General features: G+C 72.5%; 13 protein-coding genes and 1 other RNA gene. 11 read left to right on the top strand and 3 right to left on the bottom strand.

All coding sequences use genetic code 11. The annotated features are described in order from the left end of the window. The first annotated feature begins 40 nt into the window (after positions 1-40). The 11 genes from EDF31_RS11005 (at position 41) to EDF31_RS10955 (ending at position 10,858) form a co-directional block, all read left to right on the top strand. The gene (locus EDF31_RS11005; RefSeq protein ID WP_131846154.1) at positions 41-724 is read left to right on the top strand and encodes a biliverdin-producing heme oxygenase; all 684 of its coding nucleotides are present in this window, start codon (positions 41-43) and stop codon (positions 722-724) included. After that, on the top strand, positions 721-1,014 hold the full coding sequence (locus EDF31_RS11000) for a DUF2470 domain-containing protein (protein WP_200849248.1): 294 nt from the start codon (positions 721-723) through the stop codon (positions 1,012-1,014). Before EDF31_RS11005 ends, EDF31_RS11000 begins: the two co-directional genes overlap by 4 nt. Before the next feature lie 292 nt (positions 1,015-1,306). Further along, positions 1,307-3,964 carry a phosphoenolpyruvate carboxylase gene (locus tag EDF31_RS10995; protein ID WP_123340498.1) on the top strand — a complete coding sequence of 886 codons (2,658 nt, stop codon included), beginning with the start codon at positions 1,307-1,309 and terminating at the stop codon, positions 3,962-3,964. Positions 3,965-4,268: 304 nt separating this feature from the next. Further along, positions 4,269-5,477 (top strand): multidrug effflux MFS transporter, encoded by a 1,209-nt coding sequence (locus EDF31_RS10990; RefSeq protein ID WP_243649982.1) that lies wholly within the window; start codon positions 4,269-4,271, stop codon positions 5,475-5,477. Positions 5,478-5,537: 60 nt separating this feature from the next. Next, positions 5,538-5,873 carry an STAS domain-containing protein gene (locus EDF31_RS10985; protein ID WP_131846152.1) on the top strand — a complete coding sequence of 112 codons (336 nt, stop codon included), beginning with the start codon at positions 5,538-5,540 and terminating at the stop codon, positions 5,871-5,873. Further along, entirely contained in the window at positions 5,873-6,286 is a 414-nt protein-coding gene (locus EDF31_RS10980; protein WP_131846151.1) for an ATP-binding protein, read from the top strand. The genes EDF31_RS10985 and EDF31_RS10980 overlap by 1 nt, the downstream gene beginning before the upstream one ends. 113 nt (positions 6,287-6,399) lie before the next feature. Further along, positions 6,400-7,359: an AraC family transcriptional regulator gene (locus EDF31_RS10975; RefSeq protein ID WP_131846150.1), complete on the top strand. Its 960-nt coding sequence runs from the start codon at positions 6,400-6,402 to the stop codon at positions 7,357-7,359. A gap of 29 nt (positions 7,360-7,388) precedes the next feature. Then, entirely contained in the window at positions 7,389-7,991 is a 603-nt protein-coding gene (locus EDF31_RS10970) for an alpha/beta hydrolase (RefSeq protein WP_131846149.1), read from the top strand. 118 nt (positions 7,992-8,109) lie between these two features. Then, positions 8,110-9,204, top strand: a complete 1,095-nt coding sequence (locus EDF31_RS10965; RefSeq protein ID WP_131846148.1) for a hypothetical protein — start codon at positions 8,110-8,112, stop codon at positions 9,202-9,204. Between the two features lie 71 nt (positions 9,205-9,275). Next, positions 9,276-10,121 (top strand): Nif3-like dinuclear metal center hexameric protein, encoded by an 846-nt coding sequence (locus tag EDF31_RS10960; RefSeq protein WP_131846147.1) that lies wholly within the window; start codon positions 9,276-9,278, stop codon positions 10,119-10,121. Positions 10,122-10,123: 2 nt separating this feature from the next. Beyond that, complete coding sequence (locus tag EDF31_RS10955; RefSeq protein ID WP_131846146.1) at positions 10,124-10,858, top strand: hypothetical protein; 735 nt, start codon at positions 10,124-10,126, stop codon at positions 10,856-10,858. 258 nt (positions 10,859-11,116) lie between these two features. Here the strand turns inward: EDF31_RS10955 and rnpB are convergent. From rnpB to map, 3 genes are all read right to left on the bottom strand, one after another. Further along, an RNA gene (rnpB, locus tag EDF31_RS10950) (RNase P RNA component class A) lies at positions 11,117-11,477 on the bottom strand. 262 nt (positions 11,478-11,739) lie between these two features. Continuing rightward, complete coding sequence (ppgK, locus tag EDF31_RS10945) at positions 11,740-12,489, bottom strand: polyphosphate--glucose phosphotransferase (protein WP_111087008.1); 750 nt, start codon at positions 12,487-12,489, stop codon at positions 11,740-11,742. A 75-nt stretch (positions 12,490-12,564) separates the two neighbouring features. Then, the gene (map, locus tag EDF31_RS10940) at positions 12,565-13,428 is read right to left on the bottom strand and encodes a type I methionyl aminopeptidase (protein ID WP_123292854.1); all 864 of its coding nucleotides are present in this window, start codon (positions 13,426-13,428) and stop codon (positions 12,565-12,567) included. Between the last annotated feature and the right edge of the window lie 5 nt (positions 13,429-13,433).

Genomic DNA, 13,433 nt, shown 5'->3' with positions numbered 1-13,433 from the left:
TCCTGCTTGACGTTTGTCGAACTAAGGTTAGCCTTACCTCATGGACACGACCGTCATCCCGTTCTCCGAGCTGCTGCGCAAGCGCACGCGTCGCTCGCACGGTTCCTCGGCCGGGAACGGCTTCATGCACGACCTGCTCGGCGGGAAGTGCGACGTCGCCGACTACGCGGCGTTGCTCGGACAGTACTCGTTCGTGTACGACGCCCTCGAACGTGCGGCCGAACGGATGGCGGACCACCCGGTGGCGGCGCCGTTCGTCACCTCGCAGCTGACCCGGATGCCGGCGATCCGCGCCGACCTCGAGTACCTGATCGGCCCGGACTGGTCCGAGCTGGTCTGCCCGCTCCCCGCCACGACGGCGTACGTGCGGCGGCTCAACGAGGTCGCGGCCGAGTGGCCGGGCGGCTTCGTCGCGCACCACTACACGCGGTACCTCGGCGACCTGTCCGGCGGGCAGATGATCGGTCGGATGCTCTCCGACCAGTTCGGCTTCGACACGAACGGCGTCCTGTTCTACATCTTCGACCAGGTCGCGGACCCGAGTGCCTTCAAGGACACCTACCGTGCGCAGCTCGACGCGGCACCGTGGACGGCCGAGGAGCAGGAGCGGGTCATCGCCGAGGTCGAACTGGCGTACTCGCTCAACAACGGCCTGCTCGAGGGGCTCGACGCCCAGCGTCGCCCGGTGACCGACGGCGCCGGCGACGTGGCGGTGACCGCGTGACCGAGCCCTTCGACGACGAGGCGCGCCGAGCGATCCTCCGGCACATGAACGCCGACCACGCAGTCGACAACCTGGCGATCGTCCGCGCGAACGGGGCCGCGACCGCGGTGGCCGCGACGATGACCGAGATCGACGCGATCGCCGGTGTCTGGCTCGCCCGGCTCGACGACGGCGACGAGGAACAGGTCATCGTGCCCTGGACGTCGCCGCTGACCGACCGCCGCTCGGCGCGGGTGCAGATCGTCGAGGTCCACTCCGCCGCGCAGGCCCAGCTCGCCGAACCGAGCTGAACCGAGCCGAACCGAGCTGAACCGAGCCGATCCGCGCTGATCCGAGCTGAACCGAGCCGATCCGCGCCGACCACAGACCCGCCGGGATCGCGGACCGCGTCGCAACTGCAGGGGTGCTCCCGCCACGCGTCGCGATCCCGGCGTCCCTCCTGCAGGCCCGCGCTGCGCGCGCGTGCGCGTTCCGGGTGCCCTGCCCGCTGGTCCGTCCGGACGGTCGACGTCACGGGTGGCCGCGGGCCGATACGCTGCTCGGAGCCGGGACGGTGTTCCCGGACGACCCCGAAAGGACCCCATGACGGCGATCGACGGATCGGCGCGCCATGAGCGCGCTCGGGACGACGTCAGCGGCGCGGTCGACAGTGACCTGCGCGCCGACGTGCGCTACCTCGGCAACCTGCTCGGCCGGGTGCTGCGCGAGAACGGTGGCGACGAGCTGCTGCGTGACGTGGAGTCGCTGCGTGCGGCCGTGATCGACGCCTACGAGGGCGACCACGCGGAGGGTGCTGCCCGCGCGCAGACCCTCGTGTCCGCGATGTCGGCCGAGCGTGCCGAAGCGGTGGCGCAGGCCTTCACGACGTACTTCCACCTCACGAACCTGGCCGAGGAGCACCACCGCGTGCGGGTGCTCCGGCAGCGCGGCGACGACGGCGGCCTGGCCGGTGACTCGTTCCCCGCGACCTACGCGGAACTCGTGGCCGAGGTCGGCGAGGCCGAGGCGGCCGAGCGACTCCGGACGCTGCGGTTCCACCCGGTGCTGACCGCACACCCGACCGAGGCCCGCCGTCGTGCGGTCACCACGGGCGTGCGTCGCATCACGGACCTCATCGACGAGCGCGACCGCTCGAAGAACGCCACGGCACGTGCCGAGAACGAGCGACGGCTGCTCGAGGAGATCACGACGCTCCTGCGCACCTCGCCGCTCCGCACGACCCGCCCGACCCCGCTCGACGAGGTCCGCACCGCCATGAGCGTCTTCGACCAGACGCTGTTCGAGATCGTCCCGCAGGTGTACCGCCTGCTCGACGACCGGCTGCAGGGCGACGACGCCGGGCGCGCACCGGTGACGGCGCCCGCGTTCGTGCGGTTCGGCACCTGGATCGGTGGCGACCGCGACGGCAACCCGCACGTGACCGCCGACATCACGCGCCAGGCTGCGGAGATCGCGGCCGAGCACATCCTGATCGGGCTCACCCGTGCCACCACCCGCATCGGCAGCGCCCTGACCCTCGACGCGAGCGACACCCCGGCCGACGCCGGGCTCACCGCGCTCGTGGCGGCGCAGGAGTCGCTCGACCCGGGCATCGCCGAGCGCATCGGCGTCCGCGCCCCGAACGAGACGCACCGCCGCGCGCTCCTGTTCACGGCCGCGCGCATCGACGCCACCCGTCAGGGCACGACGCCGCTCGCCTACGACGGCCCGGACGCCCTGCTCGCCGACCTCCGGACGATCCAGGCGTCGCTCGTCGCCGCCGGCGCGATCCGGCCGGCGAACGGTGAGCTGCAGAACCTCATCTGGCAGGTCGAGACCTTCGGGTTCCACCTGGCCGAGCTCGAGGTCCGGCAGCACTCGCAGGTGCACCGCACGGCCCTGGCGGAGATCCGGGCCGGCGGCGCGCTGAGCGAGACCACCGAAGAGGTCCTCGCGGTCTTCCGGACCATCGCCGACCTGCAGGACCGCTACGGGGTCCGTGCCGCCAGCCGGTACATCGTGTCCTTCACGCAGTCGGCGGCGGACCTGGCGAACGTGCACGAGCTCGCCGTCGCCGCACTCGGCTCGCCCGAGGCCGCGCCGGTGCTCGACGTCATCCCGCTCTTCGAGACCTTCGCCGACCTGCACGCCAGCGTCGACATCCTCGACGAGGCCGTCCGCACCGAGACGTTCCAGCGTCGTCTGGCCGCGACCGGCCGTCGGCTCGAGGTCATGCTCGGCTACTCGGACTCGTCGAAGGACGTCGGTCCGGTCTCCGCGAACCTGGCGCTCTACGACGCCCAGGCCCGCATCGCCGACTGGGCGCGGGACAACGAGGTCGAGCTCACCCTGTTCCACGGCCGAGGCGGTTCGCTCGGCCGCGGCGGCGGGCCGGCCAACGAGGCCGTCCTCGCGCAGCCGCCGGGATCGATCGACGGTCGCCTGAAGCTCACCGAACAGGGCGAGGTCATCTTCGCGCAGTACGGCGACCAGGACATCGCGGCCCGCCACCTCGAGCAGATGGCCTCGGCCACCCTGTTCGCGTCGTCGCCGTCCAACGAGGCGCGCACGGCCGCTGCGGCCACCCGGTTCGCCGACCTCGCGCAGCAGCTGGACGACGTCTCGCGTGTCGCGTTCTACGAGCTGGTCAAGGCGGACGGGTTCGCTCCGTGGTTCGCACGGGTCACCCCGATGGAGGAGATCGGGCTGCTCCCGCTCGGCTCCCGCCCGGCCCGCCGCGGCCTGTCGGTCGAGTCGCTCGAGGACCTCCGGGCGATCCCGTGGGTGTTCTCGTGGACCCAGGCGCGGATCAACCTGGCCGGTTGGTACGGGCTCGGCTCCGCGCTCGAGGCGGTCGGCGACGTCGACGTCCTGCGGGCCGCGTACGCCGAGTGGCCGCTGTTCGGCGCGATGATCAAGAACGTCGAGATGTCGCTCGCGAAGACCGACGAGCACATCGCCCGCCGGTACCTCGAGCTCGCCGACCGCGACGACCTCGCCGCCAAGGTGCTCGACGAGATGACGCGGACCCGTGACTGGGTGCTCCGGATCTCGGGTGGCAGCGACGTGCTCGAGGACCGTCCGGTCCTGGCCCGGGCCGTGCGCCTGCGCAGCCCCTACGTCGACGCCCTGTCGCACCTGCAGCTCCGCGCGCTCCGGTCGATCCGGACGACGGGCAGCACCGACCCGACGGACGCCGACCACCGTCTGCTCCTGCTCACCGTGAACGGGATCGCCGCCGGCCTGCAGAACACCGGCTGACGCCGGCAGCCCCGCACCGCCGAGTGGTCACCAACCGTCGGCTCCGTCGTCGCCGCGCGACGGTTCGCGACCACTCGGCGGACGTGAGCGGCGCGCCGTGACCGCTCGCGGTGGCGGACGGGAGGCCCGTGGCGGCGCTGTCCCGGGCCTCCCGTCCGCCACCGCGCACGTCCAGGGCTGCACCGTCGAGCGGTCACGCGACGTCGGCTGCCCGGTCGCCGCGCGACGGTTCGCGACCAGTCGGCGGACGTGAGCGGCGCGCAGGGCCCGTCGAATCGATTCGGGTGCGCGTAGCGTGTCGGTCGTGACGACGGAGCGCACCCGGGAACCGACCACGACCACCCTGCCGCCGATCGTGCCGCTGGCCCTGATCGTCGGGGTGTCGCCGTTCGCCACCGACATGTACATCCCGGCGCTGCCGCAGATCGCCCACGACCTCGGCACGACCCCCGGTGCCGTGCAGCTGTCGCTCACGGCGTTCCTCGTCGCCTTCGCGGTCGGGCAGTTGCTCGTCGGACCCGTCAGCGACGGGGTCGGTCGGCGGCCGATGCTCGTCGTCGGCACCGCGGTGTTCGCGCTCGCCTCGGTCGGGTGCGCGCTCGCGCCGGACGTCGTCACGCTCGTCCTCGCCCGCATCGCCCAGGGGCTCGGCGGAGCGGCCGGAGCGGTCGCCGGTCGGGCGATGGTGTCGGACGTGGCGAGCGGGACGCGGATGGCGAAGGTCTTCGGCACGCTCGCCGCGATCAACGCCATCGGCCCCGTCGTGGCACCGCTGGCCGGAGGCGCCGTGCTGACGTTCGGCACGTGGCGGATCATGTTCGTCGTGCTCGCGGTGCTCGGCGCGCTGTTCTTCGCGATGGTGGTGCTGCGGTTCCGCGAGACCCTGCCGCCGGAGCGACGCGGGGGCGTGGGCTTCGCCGCGAACGGTCGACGCATCCGCGAACTGCTGGCGATCCCGCGGTTCCGTGCCTACGTGCTGAGCGGGGTGCTCTCCACCGTGGGGTTCTTCGCGTACATCGCGACCAGCTCGTTCGTGTTCCAGACCCAGTTCGGCTTCTCCGAGGGCATGTACACGCTGGTCTTCGCCACGAACGCCTCGATGATGATCGTCACCACGTTGGTGTTCGGCCGGGTCGTCGGACGGTTCTCCGAGGACTCCCTGCTCACCGTCGGACTGCTCGTCGGCACCGCGGGCGCGGCGGCGGTCCTCGTCTCGGCGCTGCTCGACCTCGGTCCGGTGCCGGTCTGGTGCGCCCTCGCGGTCGTCACGGGTGCGTGGGGCTTCGTGCTGCCCGCGGCGATGACCCGGACGCAGCACGTCGGGGCGGCGCACCCGGGGACGGCCGCGGCCCTGCAGGGCGGCCTGACGTTCGGGATCGGCGGCCTCGGGACACCGCTCGCCGGCGCGCTCGGCGGGACCGCGCTGGCGATGGGCGGGGTCATGGCGGCACTCATGGCCGCAGCCGTCGTGGTGCAGGTCACCGCGACGCGTCGGGACCGCAGCGGGACCTGACGCGGCGGAGCCGGTAGGTTGCTGGTTGCAAGGCGCACCGATCAGAGGAGACCACCCGGCATGGACATCGTCGTACACGAAGCGCAGCCCGACACCGCGGTACTCGAGTGCAGCGGGCGCCTCAACATGGTGTCCGCCCCCGAGTTCCGCGAGGCGGTCGCGAAGGTCGTCGACGACGGACGTGCCCGCGTCGTGGTCGAGCTCTCCGGTGTCGAGTTCATGGACTCGTCCGGGCTCGGCGCGCTGGTCGGCAGCCTGAAGACCGCGCGGCAGGCGGGCGGCGACCTCCGCATCGCAGCGCCGTCCGAGCAGGTGCAGATGGTCCTGCAGCTCTCCAACATCGACAAGATCCTCCGCACGTACCCCGACGGGGACGCTGCGGTCACCGACTGGTGATGACCGCCTCGGCCGCCGAGCACACGCTCGCGTTGTCGTGCCCGCCGGACGACGTGTCCGCCGTGCACGAGTTCCTGGCGGGCGTGTGGCAGCACGAACCCTCGGTCTCCGTCGAGGACCGGATGGCCCTCGAGCTCGCGATCGTCGAACTCACCTCGAACGTGATCGAGCACGGGACACGCCCGGAGGGCGTCTCCTGCCGTCTGCGCCTCGAGATCGGAGCGGACCGGTTCGCCGCACTGCTCTCCGATGACGGCGTTGCCGCCACCGTGGACACCGAGTCGGCCGAGTTGCCCGACGGACTCGCCGAGAGCGGTCGCGGACTCGCCCTGGTCCGGATGGTCGTGGACGACCTGCGGTACGAGCGGGTCGCCGACGAGAACCGGTGGACGGTCCTGCGCGCCCGTCACTGACCGCCACCACGCGACCCGTCGCTTCGTCCGTCTCGCGCACTCCGTGGGCCACAATCCGCAAGGTGCCGCGGGGGATTCCCGGGGTTCCTGGCCGCCGTGTCACGATTCGCGCGATGACAGCCGAACCGGATCCCAGGATCAGCTTCGAGACGTCGGGGGCCGATCTCGACGCTGCCGTGCACATGTACGAGGACGCCTACGCCAGTGTGGGCTTCACCGCGACCCGCACGGAGCGTCCGTTCGCGTACCGTTTCCGCGTCGTCGGCGACGACGTGATGTCGTTCCGGTCGACCCGGTTCGACGCGCGGATGCAGGGTGAGCTGGACGTCCGCGACGAGTACGTCGTCATGTGGATCACGGACGGCGGCGGGCGCGTCGACATCGGCCGGCAAGAGGTCGCGTTCACGCCCGCCACCCCGATGATGTTCCCGACCGGCCGTCCCTTCGCCTTCGACCTGCAGGACGTCCGGCAGAGCCTGGTGCAGTTCGACCGCACCGCCCTGGAGCGCGTCGCGGCCGAGGTCCACGGTGCGCAGCCGGGCCCACTCGTCTTCGACCACACGGCGACGCCGCGCACGGCCGACCTGCGGGGCTGGAACGTGCAGGTCCAGCGTGCCGCGGCGGTCGTGCTCGGTCGGGCGTCGGTCAGTTCGCTCGCCCTGGCCGAGGTCGCACGGGACACCGCCCGGTCCCTGCTCCGGACCTTCCCGCACAAGCTGCTGGCCCCGGACGTCCCCCTGCCGCAGGGCGCCACGGGCCGTGTCCGCGAGGCCGTCGAGTACATGCACGCCTTCGCGCACACGCCGATCTCGACCACCGACGTCGCCGAGCACGTCGGGCTGAGCGTCCGCGGCCTGCAGCAGGCGTTCCAGCGGCAGGTCGGCACGGCCCCGAACGCGATGCTCCGCGGGATCCGTCTCGACCGGGTGCGCGAGGAGCTCCGCCGTGCGTCGACGGGCGACCTGACCGTGGCGAGCGTGGCGATGCGGTGGGGCTTCGCGCACCTCGGTCGGTTCTCGGCGGCGTACGCAGCGCGCTTCTCCGAGTACCCGCGCGACACACTGCAGCGCTAGGTCCGTCCGGGGTTCGCTACGCTGCCCGGGTGAGCAGACCTCGACCGTGGGTGATCGTGCCCGGGATCTGGAACTCCGACGCGGAGCACTGGCAGTCCGTCTGGCAGCGGGAGCGTGGCGACGACGCCGTCCGCATCGCACCGGCGTCCTGGGGTGAGCCGGACCCGGGGGACTGGCGAGACGCCATCTCCCGCGCGGTCGCGTCGTGCGCCGAACCGCCGGTGCTCGTCGCGCACAGCCTGGGCGTGCTCGCCGTCGCCGACTGGCTCGTCGCCGCCGCCGCAGGCACCGCAGACGCCGCAGCCGTCGCGGGCGCCGCCGGTCCCACCGTCGCCGGCGCCTTCCTCGTCGCGCCGCCGGACCCCGCGGCACCGGGCTTCCCCGCGGCCGCCTCCGGGTTCGCCGCGCCCCGCCCGATCCCGGCCGGCACCGCAGCGGCCCGCGTTCCGACCCGCCTGGTGGTGAGCGACGACGACCCGTACTGCACCGCCGACCGTGCTCTGGCGTTCGCGGAGACGATGGGGGCCGCGGTACTCCGGGTCGGCCCGCTCGGCCACGTCAACGTCGCCAGCGGTGTCGGCGCCTGGCCCGCCGGTCGGGAGCTCCTCGGCGCGTTCGAGCGGACGCTCTGACCCGACCCCCGGGGCGACGGGCGACACGCCGTTCACGTTCGGGGCGATATGGCAGGGATTGCTGCGACACACCGCGGATGTCCCGAGTTTCGGCGCGCGCGATATTTATCCTTCGGACATGGAGACCCAGTCCGGTGCACGCACCCCCCTCGTCGACCCGTTCGGTCGCGAGGTCGAGGAGTGGCTCCGCGACGCCCCGGCGACGCGCACGCCGTACGTGGCGGACCTCGTGGTCCCGCCCGTCACCGGCCCGGTGCAGCGCCCCGGCGCCGTGGCCGACGCCACCGCTGTCCAGACGCCGGACGCCACCGCTGTCCAGACGCCGGACGCCAGCACCGCGGCTGCAGCAGTCGCCGCGCCCGAAGCCAGCACCGCGCCTGAAGCCAGCACCGCGCCCGCAGCTCCCGCGTTCCGCCGCGACCGCGCCCGGCACGCCGCCGTCTGCGCACCGTCGTTCCCCGAACCGCCGGAGCGCCTCGCCCTGCGCATCGAGGACCTCGCGATCCAGGTCTCGTCGTCCACCGGTCGCAGCACCATCGAGCGGATCGTCCTGCTCGAGGACGAGGTCCGTCGCCGCGACGAGGACCTCGCCCGCCTCGCCGCCTGGGAGGCCACCGTCGACGGCGCGGACGACCCGGAGGTCACCGCAGCCCGCGCCTTCGCCCAGACCGTCTTCGCGGACCTGCTCGAGGACGCCGCCGCCGAGTCGGACCGTCGCGACCGTGCAGCCGCCCGCCGTGCCGCGACCGCTCCGGTCGCCGTCGTGACCGGCGTTGCCCCCGCTCCCGCGGTGGCCGTGGTCCGCCCCGCACCGGCGGCAGCAGCCGCACCGGCAGCCGACGTCGTCACGGCGACCCCGGCCGTGGCGCTGGTCGCCCCGGAACGCGACGAGCCCGTGCGACCGGTGCTGGGCCTCCCGGCCGTGTCGCCGGTGTCCGCGAACACGCGACCCACGCCGCTCGTCCAGCCCGCCACCGGGCCGACGGTCATCGACCGTGCCGCGTTCGCGGCCGCCCTCACCGCCCACCAGGGCACGACCGCGAGCACGCCCGTCGTGCTGCCGGACGTGATCGCCGTACCCGTCGTCGCGACGGCCGCCCCGGCGAGCGTCGACACCGAAACCGGCACCGAAACCGGCACCGACGAGCCGGCCCGGCCCGGCTGGTGGTCGCGACTCGTCGCCGGCCTCCTCCGTGCGCTCGGTCGCCGCTGACCGGGAGGCCCGGATCACCCCGCGCGGACCGGCTGCCGGTGCCGACGCGGTCGGCTCGGTAGACTGACCGGATGCCGACGCTCCGCGAACTCCAGGCCGTGATCGAAGACCTGTGGCCCGCCGCAGGAGCTGAGTCGTGGGACGCCGTAGGACTGGTCGCCGGGGACCCGGACGCCACCGTCGAGCACGTCCACCTGGCCGTCGACGCCGTCCCCGCGACCGCACGTGAAGCGGTCGAGCTCGGTGCCGGGCTCCTGCTCACGCACCACCCGCTGCTCCTGCGCGGCGTGACGACGATCGCCGAGTCGACGTACAAGGGCAGCGTCCTCGCGACCCTCGTGCGCGGTGGCAGCGCCCTGATCGCGGCCCACACCAACGCCGACGTCGTCACCACGGGGACCTCGGCCGTGCTCGCCGACCGGATCGGCCTGACCGACCAGCGACCGCTCGACGCCGGCACCGACCCCGCGACGGGCATCGGCCGCGTCGGGGTCCTCGCCGAGGGCACGACCCTCGGCGCCCTGGCACGGAAGCTCGTCGACCTGCTGCCGCCCACCGCGACCGGTGTCCGGGTGTCCGGCGACTTCGACCAGCCCGTCCGCACCGTGGCGCTGTGCGCCGGAGCGGGGGACTCGTTGCTCGGCCACCCCGCCGTCCTCGATGCCGACGTGTACATCACGAGCGACCTCCGCCACCACCCGGCGTCCGAGTTCCGCGAGCAGGCACTGCTCGGCGGCGGTCCCGCCCTCATCGACACCTCGCACTGGGCCACCGAGTGGCTCTGGCTCGACGTCGCGGCCGCGCAACTGCGCCAGGCTGCCGGCGTCCGGGTCACCGTGAGCGACCTCCGCACCGACCCGTGGGACTTCGCGGTCCTGCCGGCGGCCGAACCCACCACCCCCACTGAAGGAGTCTGACCATGAAGGCAGCACCCGAGGACCAGGTCATCCTCCTCGACGTCCAACGACTCGACAACGACGTCACCCGCATCGCGCACCGCATCACGTCGCTGCAGAAGGGCGACCAGCTCACCGAACTCGGCACCAAGGCGGCCGGGCTGCGCAGCGAACTCGTCGCCGCGACCGGCCTCGTCGAGGACGCCGAACGCGAACTCGCCCGTCTCGAGTCCGACACCGCAACTGCGCAGGCCCGCGTCGAACGCGACACCACGATGCTGCAGAACGTGTCGAACTCGAAGGACGCGGCCGGGCTGCAGAACGAGCTCGAGTCGCTGCAGCGCCGCATCGGCGGCCTCGAGACCGCCGAACTCGAGGTCATGGAGAACCTCGACGGCCTCCGCGCCCGGGTCGGCGACATCGAGGCGCAGCTCGCCGACGTCGAAGCCGCCCGCTCCGGCCTGGTCGCCGAGCGTGACGCCGAGATCGCGCGGTTGTCGTCCGACCGCGCCTCTGCCGAGCAGGCCCGGGCCGACGTCGCCGCGAAGGTGCCGGCCGAGCTGCTCGCGCTCTACGACCGGCAGCGTGCCCGCTACGGCTTCGGTGCGTCGCTGCTGCAGGGTGGAGTGTCGACGGCGTCGGGCGTGGCGCTGAACAACTCGGACCTGCAGGACATCCGCCGGGCCGCCCCGGACGACGTGGTGCTGTGCCCGGACAGCGACGCGATCCTGGTGCGGACGGCCGAGTCCGGGCTGTAGGCGCTCGCACGCTGTCGACGGCAGGCGCGGTGCCAGCTGGCACCGCGCCTCCCGTCTGCGGTGCACGGTGCGGGGTGTGGCGGCGCGGGGGCGCACGGTGCGGGGTGTGGCGGCGCGGGGGCGCACGGTGCGGGGTCCGTCACCTGGTGCGAGGTTGCACGCTCGGTGCGGCCTTGTGGCGCTGCACCGAGCGTGCAACCTCGCACGGGATCGCGAGCGCCGCACCGTGCGTCGAGCACGGGTCTCGTGGAAGTCGGGCGAATGGGCCGGCCGTACGCCGGGTTCTGTCCCGCCGCTTGCACGGCGGTGACGGCCATCTCTCTCGGACCGACGTTGCCGTCGGCCTCCAGCGGTCTACCCGAGGACTCGGCGAGCAGCCTCAGCGTCCTCTGTCTGACCTTGCTCCGGGCGAGGTTTACCGAGCGGATCCGGTCACCCGGACCCCTGGTGGTCTCTTACACCACCGTTTCACCCTTACCGACGTTGCCGCCGGCGGTCTGCTTTCTGTGGCACTGTCTCGCGGATTGCTCCGGGTGGGTGTTACCCACCGCCCTGCTCTGTGGAGCCCGGACGTTCCTCGGCACTCCCGGGGGAGTGACGCGACCGTCTCACCGACCCATTCGCAGGTCCGAGTGTACCGGCCCCGTGCCCGTGCCCGTGCCCGTGCCGGCCCGCGCCCCCGCCCGTGCCCCGAGGTTCCGAGATCTCGGCATGTCGGCGCGCACGAGGGGGCTCCGTGGAACCTCGGCGCACCGCAGGCGGGGAGTCGTGGAACCTCGGCGCCAGCGGCCGGGCGCGTCGAACCGCACCGAACGCCTCCCACGCCGCACGGTGCAGGCCAGTGCAGGCTCGACCGTCCGACGGTCCGACCGACCGCCGGGTCAGGCGCTCCGGGCAGCCAGGGTCGCGGCGCCGATGATGCCGGCGTTGTTGCGCAGCGTCGCGGGGATGATCTCCGCCTGCAGGTCGAGCAGCGGCAGGAACTCCTCGTACTGCTTCGACACACCGCCGCCGACGACGAAGAGCTCGGGGGAGAGCAGGGCCTCGAGCGTCGAGTAGTAGGTCTGCAGGCGCTTCGCCCAGTGCTTCCACGACAGGTCGTCGCGCTCCTTGGCAGCGAAGGACGCGCGCGACTCGGCGTCGTGCCCGTCGATCTCCAGGTGTCCGAGCTCCGAGTTCACGATGAGCACACCGTCGTTGATGAGTGCGCTGCCGATCCCGGTGCCGAGCGTCGTGACGATCACCAGGCCGTCCTTGCCCTTCGCCGCGCCGAACTGCTGCTCGGCGAACCCGGCGGCGTCGGCGTCGTTGACGAAGTGGATCGCGCGGCCGAGCTCCTTCTCGAACAGCGCTTCGGCCTCGAAGCCGATCCACTTCTTCGAGACGTTCGCAGCAGACATGGTCTTGCCGTCCCGCACGATCGCGGGGAAGCACACGCCGACGGGGACGTCGGCCGCGGGGGCGAGCTCGTCGAGGATCGAGGCGACGACGGCGGTGATGTCGTGGGGCTTCCCGCCCTCCGGGGTGGCCTTCTTGATGCGGTCCGTGGTCAGTTCACCGGACGCGACGTCGACGATCGCGCCCTTGATGCCCGTACCACCGATGTCGACGCCGACTGCGAGGGAGGTCATGAGGTTGTCGTGCCTTTCGGTTGCCTGCCGGAGTGCCCGGTCAGGAAGAGGGTCCCGTCAGGGAGACGGATCCGGTCAGGAGACGGTGAGGAGCTCCGCGCCGCGTTCGGTGACGACGAGGGTGTGCTCGAACTGCGCGGTCCACGACTTGTCGCGCGTCGAGACCGTCCAGTCGTCGGACCAGATGTCGGCCTCGATCCCGCCGAGGGTCAACATGGGCTCGATGGTGAACACCATGCCCTGCTCGATGACGTCGTCGTACTGCGGCGCGTCGTAGTGCGGGATGATCAGGCCGGAGTGGAAGGCACGACCGACACCGTGGCCGGTGTAGTCGCGGACGACGCCGTAGCCGAACCGCTTCGCGTACGCCTCGATGGCGCGGCCGATGACGTTCACCTGCCGGCCGGGGGCGACGGCCTTGATGCCGCGTCGGAGCGCTTCTTCGGTCCGCGTCACCAGGTCCGACACCTCCTGCGACGCCTGCCCGACGATGAACGTGCGGTTCGTGTCGCCGTGCATCCCGTCCTTGTAGGCGGTGATGTCGATGTTGACGAGGTCGCCCTCCTGCAGGACGGTGTCGTCGGGGATGCCGTGGCAGATGACCTCGTTGAGGCTCGAGCACAGTGACTTCGGGTAGCCGCGGTACCCGAGCGTCGACGGGTAGGCGCCGTGTGCGACGACGAAGTCGTGGCCGATGCGGTCGAGTTCGTCGGTGGTCACGCCCGGACGGATCGCCGCGCCGACGGCGTCGATGGCCTGGGACGCGATGCGGCCGGCGGTGCGGATGCGCTCGACCTCGTCGGGGGAGTACGTGTCACCGAGGCCGTGCTCGTGCGGTTCGACCTTGCCGACGTACTCCGGGCGTTCGATGTCCTTCGGGACGGTCCGGAGCGGGGAGACGCGGCCGGCGGTCAGGTGTCCGTGTTCGTCCCGGGGCATGCCGA

Origin of the sequence: Curtobacterium sp. PhB142 (assembly GCF_004341255.1) — a bacterium.
Lineage (GTDB): Bacteria > Actinomycetota > Actinomycetes > Actinomycetales > Microbacteriaceae > Curtobacterium.
This window is presented reverse-complemented; position numbering and strand designations above follow the sequence as displayed.